The sequence below is a fragment of the Bradyrhizobium sp. 2S1 genome, from assembly GCF_011516625.5.
In the GTDB taxonomy this organism is placed as follows: Bacteria; Pseudomonadota; Alphaproteobacteria; order Rhizobiales; family Xanthobacteraceae; genus Bradyrhizobium; species Bradyrhizobium septentrionale.
In genome coordinates, this window is the sequence record NZ_CP147717.1 from 9,465,996 (window position 1) to 9,491,414 (window position 25,419).

The 25,419-nt window shown below is 64.6% G+C and carries 22 protein-coding genes and 1 pseudogene; 12 read left to right on the forward strand and 11 right to left on the reverse strand.

From position 1 onward, the window contains the following. Positions 1 to 120: 120 nt before the first annotated feature. A complete protein-coding gene (locus HAP54_RS45205) occupies positions 121 to 969 on the reverse strand; it encodes a VOC family protein (RefSeq protein ID WP_166297860.1) in 849 nt (282 codons plus the stop codon). A gap of 334 nt (positions 970 to 1,303) precedes the next feature. Between HAP54_RS45205 and HAP54_RS45210 the strand changes: the two genes are divergently transcribed. Both HAP54_RS45210 and rbsK read left to right on the forward strand, forming a co-directional pair. Beyond that, the gene (locus HAP54_RS45210; protein WP_166297861.1) at positions 1,304 to 2,197 is read left to right on the forward strand and encodes a sugar kinase; all 894 of its coding nucleotides are present in this window, start codon (positions 1,304 to 1,306) and stop codon (positions 2,195 to 2,197) included. Positions 2,198 to 2,330: 133 nt separating this feature from the next. Further along, positions 2,331 to 3,284 carry a ribokinase gene (rbsK, locus tag HAP54_RS45215; RefSeq protein ID WP_166297862.1) on the forward strand — a complete coding sequence of 318 codons (954 nt, stop codon included), beginning with the start codon at positions 2,331 to 2,333 and terminating at the stop codon, positions 3,282 to 3,284. Between the two features lie 103 nt (positions 3,285 to 3,387). On the opposite strand, the gene HAP54_RS45220 is transcribed toward rbsK, so the two are convergent. After that, entirely contained in the window at positions 3,388 to 4,605 is a 1,218-nt protein-coding gene (locus HAP54_RS45220; protein ID WP_166297863.1) for an NAD(P)/FAD-dependent oxidoreductase, read from the reverse strand. 255 nt (positions 4,606 to 4,860) lie between these two features. On the opposite strand from HAP54_RS45220, the gene HAP54_RS45225 reads away from it, so the two are divergent. Continuing rightward, positions 4,861 to 5,652: an enoyl-CoA hydratase/isomerase family protein gene (locus HAP54_RS45225; RefSeq protein WP_166307077.1), complete on the forward strand. Its 792-nt coding sequence runs from the start codon at positions 4,861 to 4,863 to the stop codon at positions 5,650 to 5,652. A gap of 7 nt (positions 5,653 to 5,659) precedes the next feature. Here the strand turns inward: HAP54_RS45225 and HAP54_RS45230 are convergent, their stop codons facing one another. From HAP54_RS45230 to HAP54_RS45250, 5 genes are all read right to left on the reverse strand, one after another. Further along, on the reverse strand, positions 5,660 to 7,000 hold the full coding sequence (locus HAP54_RS45230) for a TRAP transporter large permease (protein WP_166203448.1): 1,341 nt from the start codon (positions 6,998 to 7,000) through the stop codon (positions 5,660 to 5,662). After that, a complete protein-coding gene (locus tag HAP54_RS45235; RefSeq protein WP_166297864.1) occupies positions 6,997 to 7,581 on the reverse strand; it encodes a TRAP transporter small permease in 585 nt (194 codons plus the stop codon). Before HAP54_RS45235 ends, HAP54_RS45230 begins: the two co-directional genes overlap by 4 nt. A gap of 42 nt (positions 7,582 to 7,623) precedes the next feature. Continuing rightward, a protein-coding gene (locus tag HAP54_RS45240) for an IS630 family transposase (RefSeq protein ID WP_166293531.1) occupies positions 7,624 to 8,570 on the reverse strand; the annotation gives its coding sequence in 2 pieces (ribosomal slippage) (positions 7,624 to 8,231 and positions 8,231 to 8,570; 948 coding nt in all). A gap of 227 nt (positions 8,571 to 8,797) precedes the next feature. Further along, positions 8,798 to 9,799 (reverse strand): TRAP transporter substrate-binding protein, encoded by a 1,002-nt coding sequence (locus HAP54_RS45245; protein WP_166307080.1) that lies wholly within the window; start codon positions 9,797 to 9,799, stop codon positions 8,798 to 8,800. Positions 9,800 to 9,963: 164 nt separating this feature from the next. After that, on the reverse strand, positions 9,964 to 11,667 hold the full coding sequence (locus tag HAP54_RS45250) for an IlvD/Edd family dehydratase (RefSeq protein WP_166297865.1): 1,704 nt from the start codon (positions 11,665 to 11,667) through the stop codon (positions 9,964 to 9,966). 171 nt (positions 11,668 to 11,838) lie between these two features. On the opposite strand from HAP54_RS45250, the gene HAP54_RS45255 reads away from it, so the two are divergent. Beyond that, positions 11,839 to 12,531, forward strand: a complete 693-nt coding sequence (locus HAP54_RS45255; RefSeq protein ID WP_166297866.1) for a GntR family transcriptional regulator — start codon at positions 11,839 to 11,841, stop codon at positions 12,529 to 12,531. Between the two features lie 34 nt (positions 12,532 to 12,565). Continuing rightward, complete coding sequence (locus HAP54_RS45260) at positions 12,566 to 13,135, forward strand: invasion associated locus B family protein (RefSeq protein WP_166297867.1); 570 nt, start codon at positions 12,566 to 12,568, stop codon at positions 13,133 to 13,135. On the opposite strand, the gene HAP54_RS45265 is transcribed toward HAP54_RS45260, so the two are convergent. Beyond that, on the reverse strand, positions 13,136 to 13,957 hold the full coding sequence (locus tag HAP54_RS45265; protein ID WP_166297868.1) for an NAD-dependent epimerase/dehydratase family protein: 822 nt from the start codon (positions 13,955 to 13,957) through the stop codon (positions 13,136 to 13,138). A 124-nt stretch (positions 13,958 to 14,081) separates the two neighbouring features. Here HAP54_RS45265 and HAP54_RS45270 point away from each other — a divergent pair, with 124 nt between their 5' ends. Then, positions 14,082 to 15,044 carry an SMP-30/gluconolactonase/LRE family protein gene (locus HAP54_RS45270; RefSeq protein WP_166297869.1) on the forward strand — a complete coding sequence of 321 codons (963 nt, stop codon included), beginning with the start codon at positions 14,082 to 14,084 and terminating at the stop codon, positions 15,042 to 15,044. Positions 15,045 to 15,273: 229 nt separating this feature from the next. On the opposite strand, the gene HAP54_RS45275 is transcribed toward HAP54_RS45270, so the two are convergent. Both HAP54_RS45275 and HAP54_RS45280 read right to left on the reverse strand, forming a co-directional pair. Continuing rightward, positions 15,274 to 16,707, reverse strand: a complete 1,434-nt coding sequence (locus HAP54_RS45275; protein ID WP_166297870.1) for an aldehyde dehydrogenase family protein — start codon at positions 16,705 to 16,707, stop codon at positions 15,274 to 15,276. A 301-nt stretch (positions 16,708 to 17,008) separates the two neighbouring features. After that, positions 17,009 to 19,375, reverse strand: a complete 2,367-nt coding sequence (locus HAP54_RS45280; protein WP_166297871.1) for a transketolase — start codon at positions 19,373 to 19,375, stop codon at positions 17,009 to 17,011. A 142-nt stretch (positions 19,376 to 19,517) separates the two neighbouring features. Between HAP54_RS45280 and HAP54_RS45285 the strand changes: the two genes are divergently transcribed. The 3 genes from HAP54_RS45285 to HAP54_RS45295 all read left to right on the forward strand — a co-directional run bounded on the left by HAP54_RS45285 (position 19,518) and on the right by HAP54_RS45295 (position 22,637). After that, positions 19,518 to 19,979, forward strand: coding sequence for an Lrp/AsnC family transcriptional regulator (locus HAP54_RS45285; RefSeq protein WP_029078130.1), 462 nt, complete (start codon positions 19,518 to 19,520; stop codon positions 19,977 to 19,979). 1,138 nt (positions 19,980 to 21,117) lie between these two features. After that, entirely contained in the window at positions 21,118 to 21,858 is a 741-nt protein-coding gene (locus HAP54_RS45290; protein WP_166307083.1) for a carboxymuconolactone decarboxylase family protein, read from the forward strand. A 17-nt stretch (positions 21,859 to 21,875) separates the two neighbouring features. Continuing rightward, complete coding sequence (locus HAP54_RS45295) at positions 21,876 to 22,637, forward strand: glucose 1-dehydrogenase (RefSeq protein ID WP_166297872.1); 762 nt, start codon at positions 21,876 to 21,878, stop codon at positions 22,635 to 22,637. A gap of 69 nt (positions 22,638 to 22,706) precedes the next feature. Here HAP54_RS45295 and HAP54_RS45300 read toward each other — a convergent pair. Continuing rightward, a pseudogene (locus HAP54_RS45300) lies at positions 22,707 to 23,601 on the reverse strand (LysR family transcriptional regulator). Positions 23,602 to 23,884: 283 nt separating this feature from the next. On the opposite strand from HAP54_RS45300, the gene HAP54_RS45305 reads away from it, so the two are divergent. The 3 genes from HAP54_RS45305 to HAP54_RS45315 are packed head-to-tail and all read left to right on the forward strand — an operon-like array spanning position 23,885 to position 25,405. Then, positions 23,885 to 24,280 (forward strand): (R)-mandelonitrile lyase, encoded by a 396-nt coding sequence (locus HAP54_RS45305; protein ID WP_166297873.1) that lies wholly within the window; start codon positions 23,885 to 23,887, stop codon positions 24,278 to 24,280. 32 nt (positions 24,281 to 24,312) lie between these two features. Next, the gene (locus HAP54_RS45310) at positions 24,313 to 25,071 is read left to right on the forward strand and encodes an SDR family NAD(P)-dependent oxidoreductase (RefSeq protein WP_166307086.1); all 759 of its coding nucleotides are present in this window, start codon (positions 24,313 to 24,315) and stop codon (positions 25,069 to 25,071) included. Positions 25,072 to 25,096: 25 nt separating this feature from the next. Next, positions 25,097 to 25,405: a putative quinol monooxygenase gene (locus tag HAP54_RS45315; protein ID WP_166297874.1), complete on the forward strand. Its 309-nt coding sequence runs from the start codon at positions 25,097 to 25,099 to the stop codon at positions 25,403 to 25,405. The last annotated feature ends 14 nt before the right edge of the window (positions 25,406 to 25,419 follow it).

Here is a 25,419-nt window from a genome sequence, read left to right on the forward strand (position 1 = left end):
ATCCACGGAACATGTTGCTCGATGGATTCCGGGTTCGTGCTGCGCACGCCCCGGAATGACAAATGAAATTCATTTGCCCGCCGCGCACGTTGCCGAGACGACGCGCGGATGAAATCCGACCTAGTCTGGTTTTCCCTGCGAAGGCTGCACCAGAAGCGTCGGCACGCCGCACGTGCCGTTGCGCACCGTCATCACGCGCGTGCCCGGCTTGCGGCCGGTGCGAATCTCGGAGACGTCGACGCCAGCGGCAATCAGTCGCGCACGGGTGGCATCGATGTCGGTAACGCGCCAGCAGATGCCGCGCAGCCGGTCCGGCGCGTCCGCCTCCGCTTTGCCCGGCCGGTGCGTGACCTCGACCACGAGGTCACCGCAGCGGAAGAACATCAGCCGGCCCCATTCGGGATGCGACCGGTCAAGCGCCATGTCGAGCCCGAGCCGCGCGCCATAGAGCGCGGCGGCGCGCTCGGGATCGGCGGTCGAGACCACCACATGATCCATCGCGGTGATCGAGCCGGGCGTGGTGCGCACCGACAGAGGCCGTTCCTGCTCCCTTTCCAGGAAGAACATGCGCACGCCCCGCGTCGTATCGGTCGCAGCGCGCGTGCGCTTCCATGACAGCGTGGCGCCGGTGGTCTCGTCGCGGCTCTCGACCTCGGCGATCGGCTCGGGCTTCAGCGTCAGCCGCTCCAGCCGACGGTGTGTTTTCGCGATATCGCTGGTGCGGAAGCAGAGGCTCGCGAGCCCCTCGCCCTGGGTCACGAGCGCGCCGCGGACACGCTGCGCGGCGGCATCATCGCCACGCGGCGCCATCGATTCCAGCGTGGTGTTGTCGAGCGTGAACAGCACGCGGTCCGCGCCGTCGCCGCTGTTGCGCCAGGCCGGCGCCCGCGCGAACAGCGTCTGATAGGCGGCGCTGGCCGAGGTGATGTCGCCGGTCAGGACGACGACGTGATCGAGGCCGGTGATCATGGAAGCGGCCTCCCCGAATCTGCCGTCATTGTGCTCTCCCCTGTGCAACCAGGAACCGTGGACCGCGGCCGGCCGTTATGCCGCATGCCAGAGCGGCCCTCGATCCGCTCGCCCGCCACATCTCTACCCGCAAACCAAGCAGGGATGCGAATAATTTCAGTGATACCGGCCGACCAGCGGTGCCAAAACGTTTTCGAGCGAAGTGGACACCGGTTCGCGTGAAGAAAACGCGCAAATGCCTGAATCTAGAGCTTCGGTTCTGATTTCAATCAGAACCGAAAATGCTCTAGTCTGGATGGTGGCCGGGACCACAGCAAGCCACGACGGAAAGCGAATGCAGGCTCTCTTCATCGGACAGACCTATATCGACGTCACCTTCATCACCGACCACATGCCCGTTGGCGACGAAAAACACGTCGCCGACGCCTATGCGGTGTCGTTCGGCGGCAACGCGGTGACCGCGGCGTTCTGCTGCGCCAAGCTCGGCATCCAGCCGGACCTGATCGCCACCATGGCCAATGACTGGCTGGGGCGGATGTTCTGGGACATGGCCGACAGGTACGGCATCTCGTTCCATCCCCGTAAGGTCAACTCCTCCTCGTTGTCCTTCATCATGCCCAACGACGGCAAGCGCGCGATTGTCCGCTGCCGCGACGACCAGCACATCCATCCCTTTCCGCTGCTGAACATCAAGGGCTGCCGGGCGCTGCATATCGACGGCCATCAGCCGGACGCCGCGATCCACTACGCAAGGCTCTGCCGCGAGGACGGCATCATGACCTCGCTCGACGGCGGCGGCCTGCGCACCAACACCCATGAGCTGCTCGAGTTCATCGACGTTGCGATCGTCGCCGAGCGGCTGTGCGAGCAGATGGACAAGACACCGGAGCAGATGCTCGAGTATCTGAAGAGCCGCGGCTGCCGGGTCGGCGGCATCACCATGGGCGAGCGCGGCCTGCTCTGGTATGACGAGGCGGGCACGGTGCGCACGCTGCCGGCGTTTCCGATCCCGCGCGAGCGGGTGATCGACACCAACGGCGCGGGCGACGTTTTCCACGGCGCCTACATCTACTCTTACCTTTCGAACCCGAGCAAAGGCTGGCATGAGCATTTCAAGTTCGCGCGCGCCGCTTCGACCTTCAAGATCCAGAAGCTCGGCAACGAGGCCGGCCTGCCGACGCTCGCCGATATCGCGGCGGTCAAGCAGGAGTTTCGCACCGAGGCCTGACCGGGCCGATCGCATGATCCGGAAAAGTGTGAAGTGGTTTTTCCTCGCGACAAACGCGGAACGCGTTGGCGCGGAGATCATGCGCAAACAAGGGAGCCAAAGCGCGATCATCGCGCGTTGGCGAGGTTAGGCCATGGGGCGGGTCTTCGTCGCCGGCAGCATCAACATGGACGTGGTGGCGACCGCCGAGCGCCATCCGCGGGTCGGCGAAACCGTCGCCGGCGAGGCCGTACTTTATTTTCCCGGCGGCAAGGGCGCCAACCAGGCCGTGGCATCGGCCAAGCAGGGCATACCGACCACGCTGATCGGCCGGCTCGGCACCGATGCGTTCGGGAAGGAGCTGCGAACCTTCCTTGCCGCGCAAGGCGTCGATCTCAGCTTGGTCAAGGACACGGCCGGCACGCATTCGGGCACGGCGATCATCACGCTTGCCAATGCCGACAACATGATCGTCGTCGTTCCGGGCGCCAACGGGCTGGTCGATGCCGACGATGTCGCGGCACCCGTACTTGCCAAGGGTGACGTCGCGGTCAGCCAGTTCGAGATCCCGCTGCCGACGATCACGGCGTTCTTCAGGCGCGCCCGCGCCGCCGGCGCCACCACGATCCTCAATCCGGCCCCGGCGAAACAGGCCGACAGGGCGCTGCTCGATCTCGTCGACATCCTTGTTCTCAACGAGACCGAGCTTGGCTTCCTGACCGGAACGGAGCTGCGGGACAACGACGCGCCGGAGCGCTTCTCCGAGGCGGCGCGGACCCTGGGGCATGGCAAGATCGTCTGCGTCACGCTCGGCAAGCGCGGCGTGCTGGCGCTGGTCGAGGACCAACCGCTGCTGGTGCCGGGGCGCGAGGTCAAGGCCGTCGACACCACAGGCGCCGGCGACTGCTTCGTCGGTGCCCTCGCCTCCCAGCTCGCCATCGGCAAGCCGCTCGGCGACGCGCTGGCCTACGCCAACGCCGCCGCCTCGATTTGCGTGCAACGGATGGGGGCCGCGCCGTCGATGCCGACGGCACGGGAAGTGGAGGACGCTCTTTCCACACGTCGTCCCGGCCGAGTGCGCGATTGCGCACGGAGCCGGGACCCATAACCACCGCATTCAGTGATGAACGGGATCGTCGCCCCAGCGTCGCGCAACAATTGAGATTTGAGGTAATGGGTCCCGGCCTTCGCCGGGACGACGAATCTGTTCGTCACGCCAGCGCACCCTTGAGATCAAAACCCGGGTCCGCCGCCTGCTCCGGCGTGATCGAACCGCCGGCGCCGAGCAGCCTGCGGCCGAACATGTGATCGCCGGCGCGATTGACCGACTCGATGCCGAGCAGCCTGTCGCCGCGATAGCAGAACGCCGAGAACGCCCCCTGCGCGCGGTCGCCACGCAGCACGACGCGATCGTAGCCGGTGGTGAGGCCCGCCATCTGCAGCTTGTCGGGGCCCTGGTCGCTCCAGAACCACGGCAGCCCGTCATAGACCTCGGTCTTGCCGGTCAGCCGCGCCGCCACGCAGCGCGCGTGATCGGTCGCATTCTGCACCGACTCCAGCCGCAGCGATCCGCCGAAGCGCTTGCTGGTGTAGAGCGCGCAATCGCCGATCGCGGAGACATTCGGATCGGCGGTCGACAGATGCTCATCGACGATAATGCCGGATGCGACCGGCAGCCCGGCCTCGCCCGCAAGCTCGACATTCGGCAGCACGCCGACGCCGACCACGACGAGATCGGCCGGGATATGCGTGCCGTTGCTCAGGCTGACGCCGGTGACCTTGGCGCCGTCGGCCTCGATCGCCGTGACCTGCACGCCGAGATGAATCCGGATGCCGGCCGCGCTGTGGCGGGACTGCGAGAACTCGGAGATCTCCGCGGTGACCGCCCGCGCCATCACCCGGGAGGCGAGCTCGACCACGTCGACCTCGAGGCCCTTGCCACGCGCGGTCGCCGCGAATTCGAGCCCGATGAAGCCGGCGCCGATCACGACGACGCGCATGCCGGGTGCGATCAAATGGCGCAGCGCCTCGCTCTCGTCGAGGATGCGCAGGTAGCGGACCGCGTCGAGCTTCGCGTTGGGGATATCGAGCAGCCGGTTCCGCGCGCCGGTCGCGAACACCAGATGGCTGTAGTCGAGCGATGCGCCGGAGCCGAGCGCCACTTTCCGCGCATGGCGGTCGATCGCGTGCGCCCGATCAGTGATCAGCTCGATCTTGTTGTCCTGGTAGAACTTCTCGGGCCGGAACATCAGGGTCTCCGGCCCGCCGGTCCCCTTCAGGTAAGCCTTCGACAAAGGCGGCCGCTGATACGGCAAATGGCCTTCGTCATTGATCAGCGCGATGCGCTCGGAAAATCCGGCCTGGCGCAGTGACGCCGCGAGCTGGAAGCCGGCATGTCCGGCGCCGACGATGATGACCCCACCTGTCATCGGAACAACCCAAATGCGAGCGAGCAGGAGTGACCCATGCCGTTTCCTCTTGTCGATGTTAGCTTGCTTGCCTCCGTCCCCACAGCGCTCGTGTCTGCGTACCGAAGGCGGCGCTATTTGGCCTCATGGCTCGCGCCGATGCAAGGGGGTCTCTGGGCGAATCCGGGGCGCAGAAACGTTCCTCGCGCCAGGGGATGGATTGCCACCTCTCCCGGCAGGGCCTTAAATGCCGGGAACAAGCCCAAGGTCTTCAATATGCCAGAACCCACCTCCCCCAACGACCCCGCCCTGCTCCAGATCGACGGCGCCATCGCAACCATCACGCTGAACCGGCCGGCCGCGTTCAATGCGATCGACATGGCGATTGCCAAAAAGCTCGAACAGCTCGGCGCCGAGGTCGAGGCCAACAAGGACGTCCGCGTGCTGGTCATCGAGGGCGAAGGCCGGGCCTTCTGCGCCGGCGGCGATTTGCAGACCATCGGCGCCGCGGCCGAAGCCAACAATATCGCCCCGGTGGTCGGCGAGATGCTCGCGCATTACCACGCCTTCATCACCGCGCTGCGGCGGATGCCGAAGCTGGTGCTGGCGAGCGTGCACGGCTCGGCGGCCGGCGCCGGCCTGTCACTGGCCTTCGTCGCCGATCTCTGCATCGCCGCCGAGGACGCCCGCTTCACGCCGGCTTACGCCAAGATCGGCGTGTCGCCCGACGGCGGCGGCACCGTCGGCCTCGCCGCCAGCGTCGGCCCGCGCCGCGCGCTGCAGATCTTCCTGGCCGAGGACGGCTTTACCGCGCAGCAGGCCCAGCAATGGGGTCTCGTCGCCAAGGTGGTGCCGGCGGCCGAGCTGAAGGCCGCGACCCGCGAATTCGCGCTGCGGCTGGCGCAGAACGCCCCGGCCGGGCTCGCCGCCACCAAGGCGCTGGTCCATCAGGCGCCGACCACGCCGATCGAGGCGCAACTCGACGCCGAGCGCGACGCGATCATCGGCTGCATGAACACGGACGAATTCCGCATCGCGGTGAAGAGGTTCACCAGCAAATCGAAATAGAGGTTGGTTAGTTCGGGCAGATGTAGCCGGTGCCGCCGGGTGCCTTGAAGCAGCCGACCGATTCCGGGATCACCTGCTTGGGCAGCCACAGCACGACCTTCGGGAAATAGATCGTGAAGCAGATCGTCACCAGGAACACGACGTAGATCGGCAGCGCCGCCCGCAGCGCTTTTGCGAAGCTGATGCCGACGAATTTCGAGGCCATCAGCAGCACGAGCCCATAGGGCGGCGTGATCAGGCCGAAGGCGAGGGTTGCGATCAGCACCACGCCCATGTGCACGCCGTTGATGTCGCCGGCCTGCGTCAGCGCGTTGACCAGCGGCATGAAGATGATGATGGTCGGCACCGGCTCGATGAAGTCGCCGACCACGGTGAACAGCAGCACCATCAAGAGCATGATGAGGTGCGGATCGTTGCCGGCGATGGAAGTAATCCAGTCAGCGATGTAGATCGCGCCGCGGAGATAGGCCAGCATCCAGCCAAATGCGTTCGCCGCCCCGATCGTGATCAGCGGCAGCGAGAAGATCAGGCCGGCGAGGCAGAAGTCATATGGGATCTTCTTCAAGTGCCCGCGGTTCAGCGCCGGGATCACGACCACGATGATGTAGACGACCGCGACCACGCCGGCCTCGGTCGGCGTGAACCAGCCGGTCAGGATGCCGCCCAGCAGGATCACCGGGATCATCAACGGCAGCGCGGCGTCGCCGGCGGCGAACGCGATCTGGCGCAGCGGCGCGCGCGGCTTGCGCAGGCCCGAGGGTCCGAAGAAATAGCAATAGATCATCAACCCGAAGCCGATCATCAGCCCCGGCACCACGCCCGCCATGAACAGGCCGGCGATCGAGACATTGCCGACCGCGCCATAGACCACCGCCGTGATGCTCGGCGGCACCAGCGCCGCGATGGTCGACGCCGAGGCGATGATCGCGGCGATGAACGCCGGCTCGTAGCCTTCCCGCTTCATCGGCCCGCCCAGCGCCCGGCTCATCACCGCGACGTCAGCGGTGGTCGAACCGGACATCTCCGAGAAGAACATGCTGAAGACGACGACGACCTGCGACAGCCCGCCCCTGATGTGGCCGACCAGCGAGACCGACAGGTTGGCGATGCGGACCACGACGTTGGCCGAACTCATGAGCTCGCCGACCAAAAGGAAGAACGGGATCGCAAGCAGCGCCTCGGAATCGACGCCGTCGAAGATCTTCTGGATGATCGCCGCCAGCGAGACGTCAGACAGCAGCGCGCCGACGAACACGCCGGCCATCAGCGAGAACGGCACCGGCACGCCGAGATAGCCGAAGAACAGGAAGCAGGACGACATCAGCACAAGCACGACCGGTGCGCTCACGGCTGCGCTCCCGTGGTCGCGCCGGTGTTGATCGCCGGAATCGGAAGGTCGTCATCGGGCGGTTCCGGATGATCGAAGCCGTTGCGGACGCCGTTGACGAGCTGCTCGATCGTGAACAGGCCGATCAGGATGCCGGAGAGCGGGATCACCGCATAGAGCGACGCGATCGGCGTGCCCGACGGCAGCCGGAAACTGCCGAAGCCGCGGAGGTAGTTCTGGTACCCATACCAGACCAGGCAGAAGGCGACGCCCAGAACGACAAGGCGGATGACGATCTCGACAATCAGCCGCGGCGTCCCGTGCATCGCCTCCGAGATCGCCGTCAGATACAGATGATCGTTGCGCCTTGTCGCGACCGCGGCACCGATGAAGATCGCATAGATGAACAGCGTCGAGGTCACCTCCTGCAGCCACAGCCAGGGGTGACCGATGGTGCGGGTAACGATATCGGCGGTCACCGAGAGCGAGAAGCCGAAGCACAACAGGCCGCACAGCATCATCAGGATCAGCTCGAGCCGATCCAGCGCCCGCCATTTCAGATGCCGCTGCCGTTGCAGCACCAGTCGGTCGGCAATCGCCATGGCTCGAAATTCCTCGTCGTCCCGGCCTAGAGCATTTTCCGATCACGTTGCGTCGTAACCAGCCGCGACGAGATAATTTTGGCATTCCTCGGGTGAGAAGCGCTTGAGAGCGTTGGCGATTGCTTGCCAGAGATCGGGCATGGTGCGCGCTGCGGCGGCCCGCAACAGGGCTTTCAGTTTAGAGAAGGCCATTTCGATCGGGTTGAAGTCTGGACTGTAGGGCGGAAGATAGAGCAGGCTTGCTCCGACCGCCCGGATGGCCTCTCGAACGCCATGGACCTTGTGAGCGGGCAAGTTGTCCATGATAACGGTATCGCCCGGCCGCAGCGATGGGGCGAGCAATTGCTCGACGTAGGCCAGGAAAGCGTCGCCATCCATTGGACCGTCCAGAACAAGCGGCGCGATCAGACCGTCGGAGCGCAATCCAGCGGTGAATGTCGTCGTCTTCCAATGTCCGTGTGGGATAGCTGCACGACATCGCTCGCCGCGTGGCGAGCGGCCGTAAAGCCGCGCCATTTTGGTGTTGGCGCTGGTTTCGTCGATGAAGACGAGACGCTCAGGGTCAAGATCGATTTGCCCTTCGAACCACTCCTCACGCGCGGCATTTATATCGCCGCGCCGTTGCTCGGCGGCGTGCGCTGTCTTTTTTTAAGTGTGATCTTTCTGCGCTGGAAAAAACGCCAGAGCGACGCGATGCCAGTCGATATTCCACGACGTTTCAACAGTTCTCGCAACTCGGCGAGCGTGATATCCGGCTTCGCTGTCACTGCCTCCAGAATCAATTGCGAATGCGCTTCGATGCGCTGCGATTTGCGGTCACCGCCCTGGCGTTTAGGAACGATGTCGCCAACTTCCTTGAGGCGACCGCGCCAGCGGATCGCACTGGCCGCGCTGACACCAAAGCGCTCAGCAGCCTGTCGACAGGACATGCCACCGTCAATCGCGGCTATCACCCTTTGACGAAGATCAACCGAAAGCGCCCTGGCCATACATGCTGGCCTCCCTCGCCAGCATGCAGCTTGAATCTGACTCGCGCCGTTTTGGGAATCCCCACCCGATTCATTCCGGTCGGAAAATGCTCTAGTGCGCAATTGCGCACGGGGGGCCGGGACCCATAACCCCCGGCTCGAGTTGCGTGCAGAAAGTCGGCGACCTTAGTCGTTCAACTGAAAGGCCGCGGCGTATGGGTCCCGGCCTTCGCCGGGACGACGCTTGTCTAGTTGATCGCGCGGATCAGATTCTTGATCTTCTCCGCATGCGGGCCGAGCTCCTTGGCGAGCTTGTCGAGATAGGGATCGGCGATCGCGGTGAAGCCCTTCTTGTCCACGTCCTCGACCACCTTGACGCCGAACGATTTCAGCTTGGTCAGCGCGTTGCGTTCCAGCTCGAAGGCCTTCTGCGGCTCCTTCGCACTCACCTCGTTCGCAGCGGCCTGCACCCACTGCTTCTGCTCGGCGGAGAGGCTCTGCCAGAGCTTGTCGGAGACGAACAGCAGGGCATTGTTGGCCTCGTGCTCGGTGATCGACAGCACGGGCGCGACCTCATAGTGCTTGTTGACGAGATAGACGTTGATGCTGTTCTCGGCGGCCTCGACCACGCCGGTTTGCAGCGAGGTATAGACGCTGCCGAACGGCATGTGCACGGTCTGCGCGCCATAGGCCGGGAACATGGTGTCCTCGGTCGCGGTGGCCTGCACCCGGACTTTCATGCCCTTGAGGTCGCCGACGTTGTGGATTTCCTTCTTGCTGTAGATGTGCCGCACGCCCTGCGAGCCGGTGCCGATCACATGCAGGCCCTGGGCGGTCTCATCGATCATCGTCCTGATGGCGTCGAACACCTGCGGGTCCGCCAGCGCCTTGATCACATGGGCGTCGTTGCGGAACAGGAAGTGCAGCGACATCACGCCGGCCTGCGGCGAGATCGTCGCGGTGTTGGCGGAGGAGATGATGGCAAACTCGATGTCGCCTGATTTCACGAGTTGCAGCAGCTGCGGCTCCTGGCCGAGCTGCGCGCCGGGATATTGATCGACGATCAGCGTCCCCTTGCTCAATTCCTTGAGCTTGTCGGCGAACAGATCGCCGGCGACCGAATAGCCGGTGTTGCGCGGCTGGTCATAGGCGAAGCGGAAGTGCTTGACCTCCTGCGCGCCCGCGCTTGCCGGCAGCAGCAACGCTGCCGCGGCCATGGCGATCCCGACGATCCTGGCTGGATAGCCCATCGTGACGTTCCCCCTGTTCTTGATTGACGCGATCATCCCACCAGTCCCGCGGGATTGTCAATAAAACAGGAGAAATCAGGCAGCTTCCGGCGCCATTGAGCGCCGCATCGCCGGAATTATCGACAATACGGCCGCTGTGACGAACAACGCCAGCTATTTGCCGGCTACTTCCCCTTGGCGCGCATGAAGTCGAAATCGCAGCCTTCGTCGGCCTGCAGGATCGTTTCATTGAACAGATGTGCGTAGCCGCGCTTGGCCCAATCTGGCGTGCCGGCCGGCGCCTGCGCCGTGCGACGCTTCTGCAGCTCGGCTTCGTCGACCAGGAGATCGATGCTGCGCTTGGCAACGTCGAGCCGGATCGTGTCGCCGTTGCGCGCCAGGCCAAGCGGGCCGCCGACGGCGGACTCCGGCGTGATGTGCAGCACGATGGTGCCGAACGCGGTGCCGCTCATCCGCGCATCGGAGATGCGCACCATGTCCTTCACGCCGGCGCGCGCGAGCTTCTTCGGGATCGGCAGGTAGCCCGCCTCGGGCATGCCCGGGGCGCCCTTCGGGCCGGCATTGCGCAACACCAGCACGTCGTCGGCGGTCACATCGAGCGCGGGATCGTCGACCCGCAGCGTCATATCCTCGACCGACTCGAACACCACGGCGCGACCGGTGTGCTGCAGCAGCTTTGGGCTTGCCGCGGACTGCTTGATCACGGCGCCACGCGGCGCGAGATTGCCGTGCAGGATCGCCATCGCGCCTTCGGCCTTGATCGGGTTCGCCTTGGAGCGGATCGCATCCTGCCCCGGGACCTCTTCCGCGCCGGCGACGACCTCACGCAAGGTCTGGCCGGTGATGGTCCTGGCGTCGAGGTCGATGAGGTCGCCGAGCTGCGCCATCAGCTTCGGCACCCCGCCGGCGTGATGGAAATGCTCCATGTAGTGCTCGCCCGACGGCTTGAGGTCGACCAGCACGGGCACTTCGCGGCCGAGTCTGTCGAACGCCTCGAGGTCGATCTTGTAGGGCGAGCGGTTGGCAATCGCGGTGAGGTGAATCAGCCCGTTGGTCGAGCCCCCGATCGCCTGCATGACGACCTGGGCGTTGCGGAACGACGACGGCGTCAGGATCTCGCTCGGCTTCGGTCCTTTGGTCTTCGCCATTTCGGCGGCGACGCGGCCGCTGGCTTCGGCGGAGCGGAAGCGTTCGGCATGCGGTGCCGGGATCGTCGCGCTCATCGGCAGCGACAGGCCGAGCGCCTCGGTGATGCAGGCCATGGTGGAAGCGGTGCCCATCACCATGCAGGTGCCGACCGACGGCGCGAGACGGCCGTTCACCGGCTCGATCTCGGCATCGTCGATCTCGCCGGCGCGATATTTGCCCCACAGCCTGCGGCAGTCGGTGCAGGCGCCGAGCACCTCGCCCTTGTGATGGCCGACCACCATCGGCCCGACCGGAATCACCACCGTCGGCAGATCGGCGCTGATGGCGGCCATGAGCTGCGCCGGCAAGGTCTTGTCGCAGCCGCCGATCACGATCACCGCATCCATCGGCTGGGCGCGGATCATCTCCTCGGTGTCCATCGCCATCAGATTGCGCAGATACATCGAGGTCGGATGCGCAAAGCTCTCGGCGATCGAGATGGTCGGGAACACGAACGGCATCGCGCCCGACAGCATCACGCCGCGTTTCACGGCCTCGATGATCTGCGGCACGTTGCCGTGGCAGGGATTGTAGTCGCTGTAGGTGTTGGTGATGCCGACGATCGGGCGGTTGAGCGCATCGTCCGAGTAGCCCATCGCCTTGATGAAGGCCTTGCGCAGGAACAGCGAGAAGCCGGCGTCACCATAGCTTGTCAGTCCCTTGCGAAGTCCGTCGGCCATTTTCTTGTGTCCCGTGGTTGTTCGCCCGCACTTAAGGAGCGGTAGGAATTATTGTCAATATGAGATAATCCGGCGCGACGGCGTGGCTGCTCTGCGGCAAAATTACCCCCATTATTGACAATAACCATTGCGCCATGCTGACCTCAGGCATCGATCCGAAGCCCAGAGCACATGAAAGCCCAGCCCACATTGCCCGAAATCCAGGCCCCCTCGCGCGAGGAGGAGCAGGCGGAAGTGATCCGCCGGCTGGAGGAGGACATCATCTTCGGCCGCTTCGCGCCCGGCCTGCGGCTGGTCGAGGATCCCCTGATGCAGCGCTACGGCGCGAGCCGGCATTTCGTCCGCCAGGCGCTGTTCCAGCTCGAGCGCCAGGGCATCGTGCTGCGCGAGAAGAATGTCGGCGCCACGGTGCGGTTCTATTCGGCCGAAGAAGTGCGGCAGATCTACCAGGTGCGCGAGATGCTGACGCGCCAGGCCGCGCTGATGATCGCGCTGCCCGCGCCGGAAAGCCTGATCGACCAATTGAGCGAGCTGCAACGGCATTACTGCCTCAAGGCCGACGCGCAGGACATGCGCGGCATCCATGAGGCCAACGATGCGTTCCACCTCGCACTGTTCTCCGCCTGCGGCAATCCCTATCTGGTGCGCTCGCTGCAGGACTACATGAACCTGACACTGCCGATGCGCGCAAAAAATCTCGCCGACAGCGAGGGGCTCGCATTGTCGCGCCGCCAGCACGAATTGATGATCGAGCTGCTGAAGGGCCGCGACAGCTGGGCGCTGGCGCAGCTCTGCGTCGATCACATGCAGTACAGCAAGGCGGACTATCTCGTCCGCATCTCCAACGACAAAAAGCCGCAATAGCGCGATACCCGGCCTCCTCGTGAAGGAGACGGCGATGCGTCATGTGGCCTTGTTGATTGGATCGTTCGCCGCGCTGCTTGCGCTTGGCACTGTCGGTGAAGCGGCCGACCCGCGCGCGACGCAGCTCAGCTACGAGCCCTGGACCAAGACCTGCCTGACCCAGGCAAGCTGCTTCGTCGGCGCCGCCGCCCGCGGCCAATGTTCGCCGTCGGGTGGCAGCATCAGCGTTTCGCCGCAGACCAGCAAGCGCGCGATCGTCAGCGCCAATGTCGGAACGCGGAGCATGCTGGAGGGAACGATCAGCCTGCGGATCGACCAGGACGAGCCGATCCAGATCGCCAGGCCGCATTGCTACACGCTCGGCTGCGGCGGCGCGCTCGAAGCCGACGGCGAGATGATCGAACGGCTGAAGCATGCACAAACCATCGCCGTCGAGGCCAAGAGCCTGACCGGGCAGACCATCAGCCTCAACTTCCCCCTCACCCATTTCGCCGAGACTTTCGACGGGCCCGGGAGCCCGCCCGAGACGTCAGGGCAAGGCTCCAAGGAGCCGCAGCGGGAGCACACCGAAGCGGTGAAGCAGCTGCCGCAATGCGAGGACTGATCACTTCTTCCAGTCGATCACCCTGCTTTTGTCGCCGTCGAACTCCATGCTGCAGAACGCGCCGCCCTGGTAATAGTCGCCGACGGGATCCGGCGGCAGCTTGGCCTGCTCGGCCATCGCGTGCTCGCGAAAATCTTCACCACGACCGCTCGGGCGATAGCCGAGATCGTAAGCGCGGTGATTGTCCCACCACGAGCGCTCATTGTAGGACGCGCCGTAAAGCACTTCGAAATGGATGTCGGGATGCTCGAGCCCGATGCGGCAGAGCTGCACCAGATCTTCCGGCTTGAGCCAGATCGACAGCCTGCGGTGATCGAGCGGCACCTCGCCGAAATTTCCGATCCGGATGCAGGTCACCTTGATGCCGTGCTTGTCGGCATAGAGCGCACCGACGCCTTCGCCGAACACCTTGCTCACCCCGTAGCGGCTGTCCGGCCGCGCGGTAACCTCGGTGCCGATGCGGTGATGGCGCGGGTAGAAGCCGACGGCGTGATTGGACGAGGCGAAGATCACGCGCTTGACCCCCTTCTTGCGCGCCGCCTCGAACAGATTGTAGCAGCCGATGATATTGGACTGCAGGATCGCATCCCAGGGGCCTTCGACCGAATAGCCGCCGAAATGCAGGATGCCGTCGACGCCCTCGCAGATCGCCTCGACCTCTGCGAGGTCGGCGAGATCGGCCGCCTTGAATTGTTCGTTGTTGCCGAGATCGGCCGGCGGCTTGATGTCGCTCAACAGCAGGTCCGGATAGATCGGCGGCAGCAGCTTGCGCAGGCTCGTGCCGATTCCACCGGATGCGCCGGTCATCAATATGCGAGCCATTCCGTCCCTCGTCTTTCCTGTTGGCCAAGTGATTTATTGGACCGAATTGCGGTCGCAGGCCGACAATGATAGCAAACCATGCGCTCAAGGAAACACCATCGAAACACAACAACGAGAACAGCAAATGTCCGATGTCCATTCCGCCGGCTGGCGTCCCGCGACCTACTATCCCGATCCAGCGATCCACGCGCTCGATCCGCGCTTCGAGAAATACTGGCTGAAACTCTCCGCCGTTGAACGCATCGCCACCGGCCTGCGCTGGGCCGAAGGTCCGGTGTGGTTCGGCGACGGCCGCTATTTGTTGTGCAGCGACATCCCGAACCAGCGCATCCTCAAATGGGAGGAAGAGACCGGCGCGGTCAGCATCTTCCGCAAACCGTCGAATTTCGCCAACGGCAACACACGCGACCGCCAGGGCCGTCTCATCAGCTGCGAGCATGGCGGCCGCCGCGTGGTGCGCACCGAATATGACGGATCGATTACGGTGCTGATCGACTCCTTCGGCGGCAACCGGCTGAACTCGCCGAACGACGTCGTGGTGAAATCCGACGGTGCGATCTGGTTTACCGATCCGATCTTCGGCCTGCTCGGCAATTACGAGAGCTACAAGGCCGATCCCGAGATCGCGCCCAACGTCTACCGGCTCGATCCCGCGACCGGCAAGGCCAGCATCGTCGCCGAGGGAGTGCTCGGCCCGAACGGGCTGTGCTTCTCGCCGGACGAGAAGATCCTCTACGTCGTGGAATCCCGCGGCGAGCCGAACCGCAAGATCCTGGCCTATGACGTCTCCGCCGACGGCACGACGATTTCCAACAAGCGCGTCTTCATCGATGCCGGCCCCGGCACGCCCGACGGCATGCGCTGCGACATCGACGGCAATCTGTGGTGCGGCTGGGGCATGGGTGATCCCGAGCTCGACGGCGTCGTCGTGTTCGCGCCCGACGGCGTCATGATCGGCCGCATCGCGCTGCCGGAACGCTGCGCCAACCTTTGCTTCGGCGGCGTGAAGCGCAACCGCCTGTTCATGGCGGCGAGCCAGTCGATCTATGCGCTCTACGTCAACACCCAAGGCGCGCTCGGCGGTTAAGTCTCTTCGTCGTCCCGGCCGAGTGCGCGATTGCGCACGGAGCCGGGACCCATAGCCCCCGATCGATCTTGGCTTGGTAGGCTGGGGCTGCATCATTCGCAAAACGCGGGCCTGTGGTAATGGGTCCCGGCCTTCGCCGGGACGACGGTTAAAATTACACACTCTAAACATCTGACGCCGGAGCGGTGATCCGCCCCGGCGCCAGAAATCGTGTCTCTCGTGGATCGGCCTACGCGGCGTTGTAGCCGGCGACGGCCTTGGCCTCGAGATATTCTTCCAGACCGTAGCGGCCCCACTCGCGGCCGTTGCCGGACTGCTTGTAGCCGCCGAACGGCGCAGAGCGCTCGTTCGGCACGCCCTGCAGGTTGACGTTGCCGGCGCGGATCTGGCGGCCGACGCGGCGCGCGGTTTCCACGGTGTCGGCCGAGACGTAACCGGCGAGACCATAGGGCGTGTCGTTGGCGATCTTCACCGCCTCAGCCTCGTCCTTGGCGCCGAGGATGGTCAGCACCGGTCCGAAGATCTCTTCGCGGGCGATCGTCATGTCGTTGGTGACGTCGGCGAAGATGGTCGGACGGACATAGAAGCCCTTGTTGACCCCCTCGGGCAGGCCCGGGCCGCCGGCGACGAGCGTTGCGCCCTCGTCGATGCCCTTCTGGATCAGCGCCTGGATCTTGTCCCACTGGCCGCGGTTGACCACCGGGCCGATCGTGGTGCCGTCGGCGCGCGGATCGCCGGCCTTGGTCTTGTCTGCGACGCCCTTCGCGATCGCGGCCACTTCCTTCATCTTGGAGAGCGGCACGATCATGCGCGACGGCGCGTTGCAGGACTGGCCCGAGTTGTTGAACATGTGCATCACGCCGCCGGTCACCGCCTTGGCAAGGTCGGCGCCTTCGAGGATCACGTTCGGCGACTTGCCGCCGAGCTCCTGGCTGACCCGCTTCACGGTCGGCGCTGCACGCTTGGCGACGTCGACGCCGGCGCGGGTCGAGCCGGTGAACGAGATCATGTCGATGTCCGGGTGCTCGCTCATCGCAGCACCAACCTCCGGGCCGAGGCCGTTGAGGAGGTTGAACACGCCCTTCGGCACGCCGGCTTCATGGAGGATTTCCGCGAAGATCAGCGCTGAGGTCGGGGTGAACTCCGACGGCTTCAGGATCATGGTGCAGCCGGCGGCGAGCGCGGGCGCGACCTTGCAGGCGATCTGGTTGAGCGGCCAGTTCCAGGGGGTGATCATGCCGATCACGCCGACCGGCTCGCGCACGATCACGGCGGTGCCCATGGTCTCCTCGAACTCGTACTTCTTGAGCACTTCGAGGGTGTTCATGAGATGGCCGAGGCCGGCGCCGGCCTGCAGCTTCTCCGCCATCGGCAGCGGCGCGCCCATTTCGTCGGAGACGGCGGCGCCGATCTCCTTCATGCGGCCCTTGTAGACCTCGATGATTTTGGTGAGCAGCGCGACGCGCTCCTCGCGGCTGGTCTGGGAAAACGTCTCAAACGCGCGCTTGGCGGCGGCGACTGCCTTGTCGACATCGGCCTTGGAGCCGAGCGCAATCTCGTACATCGCCTCTTCCGTCGCCGGATTGACGACAGGGGTGGACTTGCCTTTGACGACCGGATCGACCCAGGCGCCGTCGATGTAGAATTGCATGCGATTGACCATCGGAAACCTCTTGTACGGGGCGTATGGAATGGGGAACGGAAGCGTTCGGCAGGCATCCTTGCACGAAAGCAGGGCGAATTGAACCCGCCATATGCGGGGCGCGGCTCGTGCACGCCCACGGGATATAAGGTAGCCGCCCGAGTGGTGGCAAGGCATGCGCCAAATGGGTCCCGGCTCTGCGTCGCGTCACTCCGTGCCGCGACGCGTCCGGGACACAAACACCTCCCTGGCCGACCGCTTTGGTGCCCCGGATGCGGCGCAGCGCGAAGCGTTGCGACGCTGGTCCGGGGCCCATTGCAAATCACACCGCCATCTTGCGATGCCGCACCGGCGCGCCGACGGAGAGGCTTTCCGCCGCGTCGATGATGGCGTTGGCATCGATGCCGTAGTGGCGATAGAGGTCGCCGATCGTGCCGGTCTGGCCGAAATGCTCGACGCCGAGCGCCTCGAGGCGGTGGCCGCGCACGCTGCCGAGCCAGCCGAGCGAGGCCGGATGGCCGTCGATCACGGTCACAATGCCGCAGTCGCGGCCGAGCGGCGCCAGCATGCGCTCGATATGACTCAAATGCTGCACGCCGCGGCGGTCACGCCGCAAATTCCGTGCGGCGGACCATCCGGCATAGAGCCGGTCGGCCGAGGTTACCGCCAGGAGACCGACGTCGCGGTGGCTCTCGCCGATCAGGCCGACCGCCTCGATCGCCTCCGGCGCGACGGTGCCGGTATAGGCAATGACGATGTCGCAGTTCGGCCCCGGCTTGCGCATCCAGTAGGCGCCATCAGTGATGTCGCGCTGCAGGTCCGGCGTCATGATCCGTTGCGGCTGCTCCAGCGTTCGTGTCGAGAGTCGCAAGTAAACCGAACCGCCCTCGGCGCCCTCGCGCTGCATGTGGCCAAAACCCCAGCCCATGATCACGGCAAGTTCATCGACGAAGGCCGGATCGAACGAGGCGAGCCCGTCCTGCCCGAGACCGATCAGCGGCGTCTTGATCGACTGATGCGCGCCGCCTTCCGGCGCCAGCGAGATGCCCGACGGCGTCGCCGCCACCATGAAGCGGGCGTCCTGGTAGCAGGCATAGTTCAACGCATCGAGGCCGCGCTCGATGAAGGGATCGTACAGCGTGCCGACCGGCAATAGCCGCGCGCCGTTGATCTGGTGCGACAGGCCGAGCGCCGACAGCATGATGAACAAATTCATCTCGGCGATGCCGAGCTCGAGGTGCTGCCCCTTCGGCGAATATTCCCAGGTGAAGGCGGACGGGATCTTCTCCTGCCGGAACAGGTCGTGGTTCTCCGCCTTCGCGAACAGGCCGCGGCGGTTGACCCAGCCGCCGAGATTGGTCGACACCGTGACGTCGGGCGACGCGGTGACGATGCGCGAGGCCAGCTCGCTGTCGCCGCGGGCCAGCTCGTGCAGCACGAGGCCAAAGCCCTGTTGCGTCGACATCTGCGCCGAGGCCTTGAAGGCGAGCCGCTCTGGTACGTCGATTTCGGGCGCCGACAGCCGGCGGCGTCCCTCGCGGTTGAACGGCGCTTCCGCCAGGAACGCCTCGAGCTTCGCGGGCTCCTGCGACAGGCCCTCGAACTTGTCCCACTCATGGCCGGTGCGGATGTTCTGCGCGGCGCGCCACTTCTCCATCTGCGCGACCGTCATCAGGCCGGCGTGGTTGTCCTTGTGGCCCTGCATCGGCAGGCCGACGCCCTTGATGGTGTAGGCGATGAAGCAGACTGGGCGGTCGTGATCGACAGCCTCGAAGGCCTCGATCATGCTAGCCATGTCGTGCCCGCCGAGGTTCGACATCAGCGCCAGCAACTGGTCGTCGCTGCGGCGATCGATCAGGGCCGTCACCTCGCCCTGGTCGCCGATATCGTCGTGCAGGTGCTTGCGGAACGCCGCACCGCCCTGGAAGCAGAGCGCCGCGTACATCTGGTTCGGGCAATTGTCGATCCAGCGCCGCAAGGCCTCGCCGCCGGGCTCGGCGAACGCTTCCAGCATCAGCTTGCCGTACTTTACGATCACCACGTCCCAGCCGAAATTGCGGAACATGGTCTCGAACTTGGCCCACAGCCCTTCGCGCACCACGGCATCGAGCGACTGGCGGTTATAGTCGACCACCCACCAGGCGTTGCGCAGGCCGTGCTTCCAGCCTTCCAGCAGCGCCTCGAAGATATTGCCCTCGTCCATCTCGGCGTCGCCGACCAGCGCGATCATGCGGCCCTCAGGCCGGTCCTTCATCCAGCCATGCGCCTTGACGTAATCCTGCACCAGCGAGGCGAACAAAGTCTGCGCCACGCCGAGGCCGACCGAGCCGGTGGAGAAGTCGACATCGTCGACGTCCTTGGTGCGCGACGGATAGGACTGCGCGCCCTTGTAGCCGCGGAAATTCTCCAGCTTGTCGCGGGTCTGGTGGCCGAACAGATACTGGATGGCGTGGAACACCGGGCTCGCATGCGGCTTCACCGCGACGCGGTCCTGCGGCCGCAGCACCGAGAAATACAGCGCCGACATGATGTTGGCGAGCGAGGCCGACGAGGCCTGGTGGCCACCGACCTTCAACCCGTCGCTATTTTGCCTGACATGGTTGGCGTGATGGATGGTCCACGACGACAGCCACAGCACCTTGCGGGCCAGGGCGGACAGCGTGTCGAGGCGTTCAGGCGCGATTCCCATGACGATGTTCCTGGCGATGCTCCGGGCGATACCTGCGATGTTACTGCTGCGGGGGCCGACGAAAATCTCAATTCTACGCGACAGCACAGGAAAAATTGGGATAAATTCCCACGATCCGGCCGCAACCAACGAGTCCATCCCAATGCCTGCCCTCGACGCCATCGACCGCAAGATCCTGAGTCTGCTCCAGACCGACAGCCGCATGACCATGCAGGAATTGGCCGACAAGGTCGGGCTGTCGGTGTCGCCCTGCCATCGCCGGGTCAAGCTGCTCGAGCAACGCGGCGTGATCTCTCGCTACATCGCAACCGTCGATCAGAAATCGATCGGGCTGCATGTCTCCGTCTTCATCTCGATCAAGCTGGCGCGGCAGAAGGAGGAAGACCTCAACCGCTTCGCGCGCGCGATCTCGAAATGGGACGAGGTGCTCGAGTGCTATCTGATGACCGGCAACCGCGACTATCTGCTGCGCGTCGTCGCCGCCGACCTCTCCTCCTATGAAGCATTTCTGAAGAACAAGCTGACAAGGCTCGACGGCATCGCTTCGATCGAGTCGAGCTTTGCGCTGAGCCAGGTGAAGTACTCGACCGCACTGCCGGTGTAGGGCTGGCTTCCCACGCATCACAGTTAACCCGTCATCCTGAGGTGCGAGCGCAGCGAGCCTCGAAGGGTGCACGGCCCCGCTGGTGGCCGTCGATCCTTCGAGACGCGGCCAAGAGGCCGCTCCTCAGGATGACGGAGTGAGTTCTGATTCAACTGTCAAACAGCTTGTTCAGTGTCATCACCCGCGCTTGCAGGTGATCCAGTATTCCAGAGACGCCTGCGCTTAAGCCGAGGGGCCGCGGCGTACTGGATTGCCCGGTCGAGCCGGGCGATGACGGTGTAGGTGGGACGCAGCTTTGCATTCTCGCGACATGATCTGTCCGAGCTTTGCATCTCGTTCCGCCCTCTCTCGAAGAGGGCGCAGGGAAAGCCGGGTGCCGATTGCACCCATGGGCCCCGAGCAAAAGGTAGAAAGCTCGGGGGTAGGACCACAGGTGTAACCGGAGCAATCCGGCTTTCCCTGCGCGATGGGTTACGGTTTATACGTGCTCGCCCCGGCGAGACTTGGCTTGGTTGTCACCGTCATCAGCGAGAGACTTCGCTTCCCGCTAATAAGACACCTACCACTAGGGCGTCAGGCCTGCACGACTTCACCGTCCGCCTCACATGCGTTCGTCGCCTGCATGATCGGCGTCCACCGCATCCCACACCGCGTTCGTGACGATCGCGAAGCGCCCCTCGATCGGGTGAGACGAGGCAATCTATACCACCGAGCTGCGCTTCTGATAACGCGAAATATTTTTGCAGTGGGGGCTTGCGCCGTCGGGCAACTCAGTGATTGGCATTCGGCAACACATCCGCTGCAGCATCGGCACGGGCGCAAGGCTCATTTGCTTGGCCGAAATCCAATCGCGTGCCGGGAATCCGATATTCAATCTCGCGGTCTCCACGGCAATTCATAAGCCGTTTTCATAAGTCCATACGAATTCACCCATCTAATCGCATGGCGGGCCGTTCCATATAACAGCTCCGACAGACAACGACCGCCTCGATCGGTTCGCAGGACAATTCCTCTCGCGACGGCGGGGACGTGGTTCGCCGAAAGTCCACCCGAGCTGACCGTTACCCGGGATGTCCATCACAGGAGATTCCCCGTGAAGCTTCACATCGCCGCCATCGCATTGCTGTCGCTGGCGTCAATGGCACCAGCGACCACAACGGAGACCGTCATGACCGGATCGAAGCCGATGCTGACCTCCGACGATGTGCGCAAGGTCGCTCCCGCGCTCGACGCTTACACTCATAACCGCGTGCTCGGCGATGTCTGGAAACGCCCCGGGCTCGCGCCGCGCGACAGCAGCATCGTCACGCTGGCGGCCCTGATCGCGCGCAACCAGACCATCGAGCTGCCGTATCATCTCAACTTGGCGCTCGATAACGGCGTCAAACCTCGCGAGATTTCGGAGATCATCACGCACCTCGCCTTCTATGCCGGTTGGGCGAATGCGATGTCGGCGGTCGCTGTTGCAAAGGACGTCTTCGCCGCCCGCAACATCGGCGCCGAAGAGCTGCCCGCCGTTGCCGTGACCCTGCTGCCGATCAACGAAGCGGCCGAAGCACAACGCGCCACATTCGTCGAGGAGCAGTTCGGCGCGACGTTTCCGGGGGTCGTGCAATACACCACCGACGTACTGTTCCGCGATCTGTGGCTGCGACCGGATCTCGCACCGAGAGATCGCAGCCTGGTCACCGTCAGCGCCCTGATCGCCAACGGGCAGACCGCGCAGCTGACGCCGCACCTCAACCGTGCCTTGGACAACGGCCTGACCCAGACCGAGGCTTCGGAGGCGATCACGCAACTGGCGTTCTATGTCGGCTGGCCGAATGTGTTTTCGGCGATGCCCGTCGCGAAAGATGTGTTCGCAAAACGTCCCCGCTGAGGCCAAAGGAACCCGTCATGAACATATCGTTCGACAACCAGGTTGTCCTTGTCACCGGCGCGGGATCGGGGCTCGGCCTTGCGACGGCGAAGGCCTTTGCCGAGTCGGGCGCAGCGGTGGTGCTGGCCGACACCAACGAAATGGCGGTGGCGTCCGCCGCCGCGGAATTATCCGCCCGGGGGCACAAAACTCTCGCCATTCGATGCGACGTCGCCGACGATGCGGAGGTCGAAGCAACGGTGGAGCAGACGGTCGCCACCTTCGGGCGGCTCGATGCCGCCTACAACAACGCCGGCGTTCAAAACGTGATCGCGGAAGCCGCGGAGGCCTCGCGGGAGGATTTTGACCGCGTCGTGGGTGTCAATCTCCGCGGTGTCTGGAGCTGCATGAAGTTCGAGCTGCGCCAGATGCTGAGGCAAGGCAATGGCGCCATCGTCAACTGCTCGTCGATCGGAGGATTGGTCGGCGGCGCGAAACGCGGAAGCTACCAGGCCTCCAAGCACGGCGTGCTTGGCCTGACCAAGAGCGCGGCGCTGGACTATGCGGCAAGAGGCATCCGGATCAACGCCGTTTGCCCAGGCATCATCCATACCGCGATGCTCGACAGGATGATGCAAACCCAGGCCGACGCGCTTGGCGCGATGCTGAAGGACGTCCCGATCGGCCGGCTCGGCCGTCCCGAGGAGATCGCGAACGCCGTGCTCTGGCTGTGCAGCTCGGCCGCAAGCTTTATGGTCGGTCATGCGCTGACGGTGGATGGCGGGTATACGATCCGATGAGAGCAGCCATCGGAGCTTTACCTCTCCCTTGAGGTGAACCAAGCCCGCAGCGAGCGAATAACCATCGCGCTAGTCGCGATGTCGCAGCGCTTCGACGAGCAGCGCGAATGCCGCAGACGGCTGGCGCCGGCTCGGGTAATAGAGATGGTAGCCTGGATAGGGAGCGCACCAGTCCTCGAGCACCCGCTTGAGGCGGCCCTTGTTGATGTACGGTTGAACCAGGCCTTCCGGCAGGTAGGTCAAACCGAGACCCGCGAGCGCAGCTTCCAGCATCTGGCTCGTGGCGTTGAAGAACAGCTGGCCCTCGACCCGCACCTTGAGTTCCCGCGCCCCCTTCTCGAATTCCCAGGCGTAGAGCCCGCCATGGGTGGGCAGCCGCAGATTGACGCAATTGTGCTCGACCAGTTCCCTGCGGCTTCTTCGGTTCGCGTCGAGACCGGAAATAGGACGGAGACCCGACCACCGCCATGCGTGCGTCGGGGCCGATGCGCACGGCAATCATGTCCTTGGCGACCTGCTCGCCATCGCGCACGCCGGCGTCAAAGCGCTCAGTGACGATGTCGGTCAGGCCGTAGTCGCAGATGATCTCGACCTTGATGTCCGGATACGAGCGCAGAAGCTTGGCAAGCTTCGGCAGCAGCACGGCGTTGGTGGCGTATTCGGTGGCGGTGATGCGGATGGTGCCGGAGGGCTTTTCGCTCAGTTCGCTCAGGGCCACGAGTTCGGCCTCGATTTCCGCGAGGCGCGGACCGATGCTGCGCAGCAGCCGCTCGCCTGCCGCAGTCGGCGAGACACTGCGCGTGGTGCGGGTCAGGAGACGCAGCTTCAGGCGCGCCTCGAGCTGCTTGATGGTGTAGCTGAGCGCGGATTGCGAAACGCCGAGCTTGGCGGCGGCCTTGGTGAAGCTGCGCTCGCGGGCGACGATCACGAAGGCCGAGAGATCATCGAGATGGCCGCGCTTCATTTATCTAGCCTGTTTCTAAGTCCATGCCGATTATAGCGGCTAGTCGCCATAGCCGCATGCATTAAATCCAGCGCAGGCGGCGACCTCGACAGTGTCGCCGCGTGAGCAGACGGAACCATGGTCCATGGATCGATCGGACGCGCGGCTCCCGCGCGGCAAAGGCGCTGCGGTGACGCGAAGGCACGTACTGGCGGTTGCGGGTGGCCTCCTGGTTGGGGCTTCACGCCGCGGCCTTGCCGCCACTGCGGCCGCACCGGACATGACAGAGAAAAGGATCGGAGTGATGGAAATCAAACGCAGCGGCTCACGCCCCTCAGGCAAGGGGCCTGAGGCCTGGTTCACCGGCGCGGTCCGCGTCGATCCGCTGTTCCAGGTCGGCGATCCCGCACGCATCAACGGCGGCCACGTCACCTTCGAGCCCGGCGCCCGCACCATGTGGCACACCCATCCGCTCGGCCAGACCCTGATCGTCACGTCAGGTCTCGGTTGGGTGCAAAGCGCGGGCGGACCGGTCGAGGAGGTTCGTCCCGGCGACGTCGTCTGGTTTCCGCCCGGCGAGAAGCACTGGCATGGCGCGACCGCAACGACTGCAATGACGCATATCGCCATCACGGAATCGCGCGATGGCAAGAATGTCGACTGGCTGGAAAAGGTCAGCGACGAGCAATACGGCAAGTGATCCGGGCGCGACGGCATGAAAGGAAATCCACCATGAACCCCACCTACGACTTCGCCGGCCAAGTCGCCCTCGTCACCGGCGCGAGCTCCGGCATGGGTGCCGCCACCGCCAGGGCGTTCGCCGAGGCCGGGGCTGCCGTGGTCCTGGTCGACCGCAGCGAGGAGAAACTGAATGCCGTCGCAGGAGAGCTGACGTCCGCCGGTGCCAAAGCGATCGCCATCGTTGGTGACGTGTCGGACGAGAGGCTGGCCAAGACTGCGGTCGATCGCGCGGTCGCGCAGTTCGGCCGGCTCGACATGGCCTACAACAATGCCGGCATTCTCGGCCCAATGTGCCCGATGAGCGAGGAGACCGGCGACGGGTACGACGACGTGCAGCAAGTGAACCTGCGCGGCGTCTGGACCTTCATGAAGCACGAGTTGCTTCAGATGAAGAGGCAGCGCAGCGGCGCCATCGTGAACTGTTCGTCGCTCGGTGGGCTGGTGGGTTTGCCCGGCCGCGCGGCCTATCACGCCAGCAAACACGGTGTGATCGGCCTGACCAAGAGCGCCGCGCTTGATGTCGCCGCCGAAGGCATCCGGGTCAACGCGATTTGCCCAGGCTGCATCGAGACGCCGATGGGCGACGCCATCGATCCCGACGCGATGAAGGAATTTCTGAAGCAGCAGCCGATCGGCCGGATGGGCAAGCCCGACGAGGTTGCCGCCACCGTACTCTGGCTATGCAGTCCTGCCGCGAGCCTGATCCTTGGCGTTGCGCTACCCGTCGACGGCGGCTTCGTTGCGCACTGACCGGCCAACGCGGACGGACGCGGCCATGCGAGAGGCGCCCGATATCCCCTGCATCCGCCTCGCCGAGATCGAGATCGATCCTGTGCATCGCGACGCCTACATGGCGGCGCTCAGCCAGGAGATCGAAACCGCGCTGCGCGTCGAGCCCGGCGTTCTGACGCTGCATGCGGTGCCGGACAGGAACGATCCAGCCCGCATCGTCATCTTCGAGATGTACGCCAATGCCGAAGCCTACCAGGCGCATCTCGTGACGCCGCACTTCCAGACATACAAGGCCGCGACCGCGCACATGGTGCGGTCGCTCAAGCTGACCGAGCTTTCCCCGTCTCGCTGAGGGCGAAGGCAGCG

Excerpts from the sequence above, each read along its gene's own strand:
- HAP54_RS45245 (WP_166307080.1), bottom strand. The coding sequence starts at position 9,799 with ATGGGCTATCCAGCCAGGATCGTCGGGATCGCCATGGCCGCGGCAGCG.
- HAP54_RS45255 (WP_166297866.1), top strand. The coding sequence starts at position 11,839 with ATGAAAGCCCAGCCCACATTGCCCGAAATCCAGGCCCCCTCGCGCGAG.
- HAP54_RS45280 (WP_166297871.1), bottom strand. The coding sequence starts at position 19,375 with ATGGGAATCGCGCCTGAACGCCTCGACACGCTGTCCGCCCTGGCCCGC.
- HAP54_RS45235 (WP_166297864.1), bottom strand. The coding sequence starts at position 7,581 with ATGGCGATTGCCGACCGACTGGTGCTGCAACGGCAGCGGCATCTGAAA.
- HAP54_RS45220 (WP_166297863.1), bottom strand. The coding sequence starts at position 4,605 with ATGACAGGTGGGGTCATCATCGTCGGCGCCGGACATGCCGGCTTCCAG.
- HAP54_RS45210 (WP_166297861.1), top strand. The coding sequence starts at position 1,304 with ATGCAGGCTCTCTTCATCGGACAGACCTATATCGACGTCACCTTCATC.
- HAP54_RS45305 (WP_166297873.1), top strand. The coding sequence starts at position 23,885 with ATGGAAATCAAACGCAGCGGCTCACGCCCCTCAGGCAAGGGGCCTGAG.
- HAP54_RS45265 (WP_166297868.1), bottom strand. The coding sequence starts at position 13,957 with ATGGCTCGCATATTGATGACCGGCGCATCCGGTGGAATCGGCACGAGC.
- HAP54_RS45315 (WP_166297874.1), top strand. The coding sequence starts at position 25,097 with ATGCGAGAGGCGCCCGATATCCCCTGCATCCGCCTCGCCGAGATCGAG.
- HAP54_RS45275 (WP_166297870.1), bottom strand. The coding sequence starts at position 16,707 with ATGGTCAATCGCATGCAATTCTACATCGACGGCGCCTGGGTCGATCCG.
- HAP54_RS45285 (WP_029078130.1), top strand. The coding sequence starts at position 19,518 with ATGCCTGCCCTCGACGCCATCGACCGCAAGATCCTGAGTCTGCTCCAG.
- HAP54_RS45205 (WP_166297860.1), bottom strand. The coding sequence starts at position 969 with ATGATCACCGGCCTCGATCACGTCGTCGTCCTGACCGGCGACATCACC.
- HAP54_RS45270 (WP_166297869.1), top strand. The coding sequence starts at position 14,082 with ATGTCCGATGTCCATTCCGCCGGCTGGCGTCCCGCGACCTACTATCCC.
- HAP54_RS45295 (WP_166297872.1), top strand. The coding sequence starts at position 21,876 with ATGAACATATCGTTCGACAACCAGGTTGTCCTTGTCACCGGCGCGGGA.
- rbsK (WP_166297862.1), top strand. The coding sequence starts at position 2,331 with ATGGGGCGGGTCTTCGTCGCCGGCAGCATCAACATGGACGTGGTGGCG.
- HAP54_RS45250 (WP_166297865.1), bottom strand. The coding sequence starts at position 11,667 with ATGGCCGACGGACTTCGCAAGGGACTGACAAGCTATGGTGACGCCGGC.
- HAP54_RS45310 (WP_166307086.1), top strand. The coding sequence starts at position 24,313 with ATGAACCCCACCTACGACTTCGCCGGCCAAGTCGCCCTCGTCACCGGC.
- HAP54_RS45225 (WP_166307077.1), top strand. The coding sequence starts at position 4,861 with ATGCCAGAACCCACCTCCCCCAACGACCCCGCCCTGCTCCAGATCGAC.
- HAP54_RS45260 (WP_166297867.1), top strand. The coding sequence starts at position 12,566 with ATGCGTCATGTGGCCTTGTTGATTGGATCGTTCGCCGCGCTGCTTGCG.
- HAP54_RS45290 (WP_166307083.1), top strand. The coding sequence starts at position 21,118 with ATGGCACCAGCGACCACAACGGAGACCGTCATGACCGGATCGAAGCCG.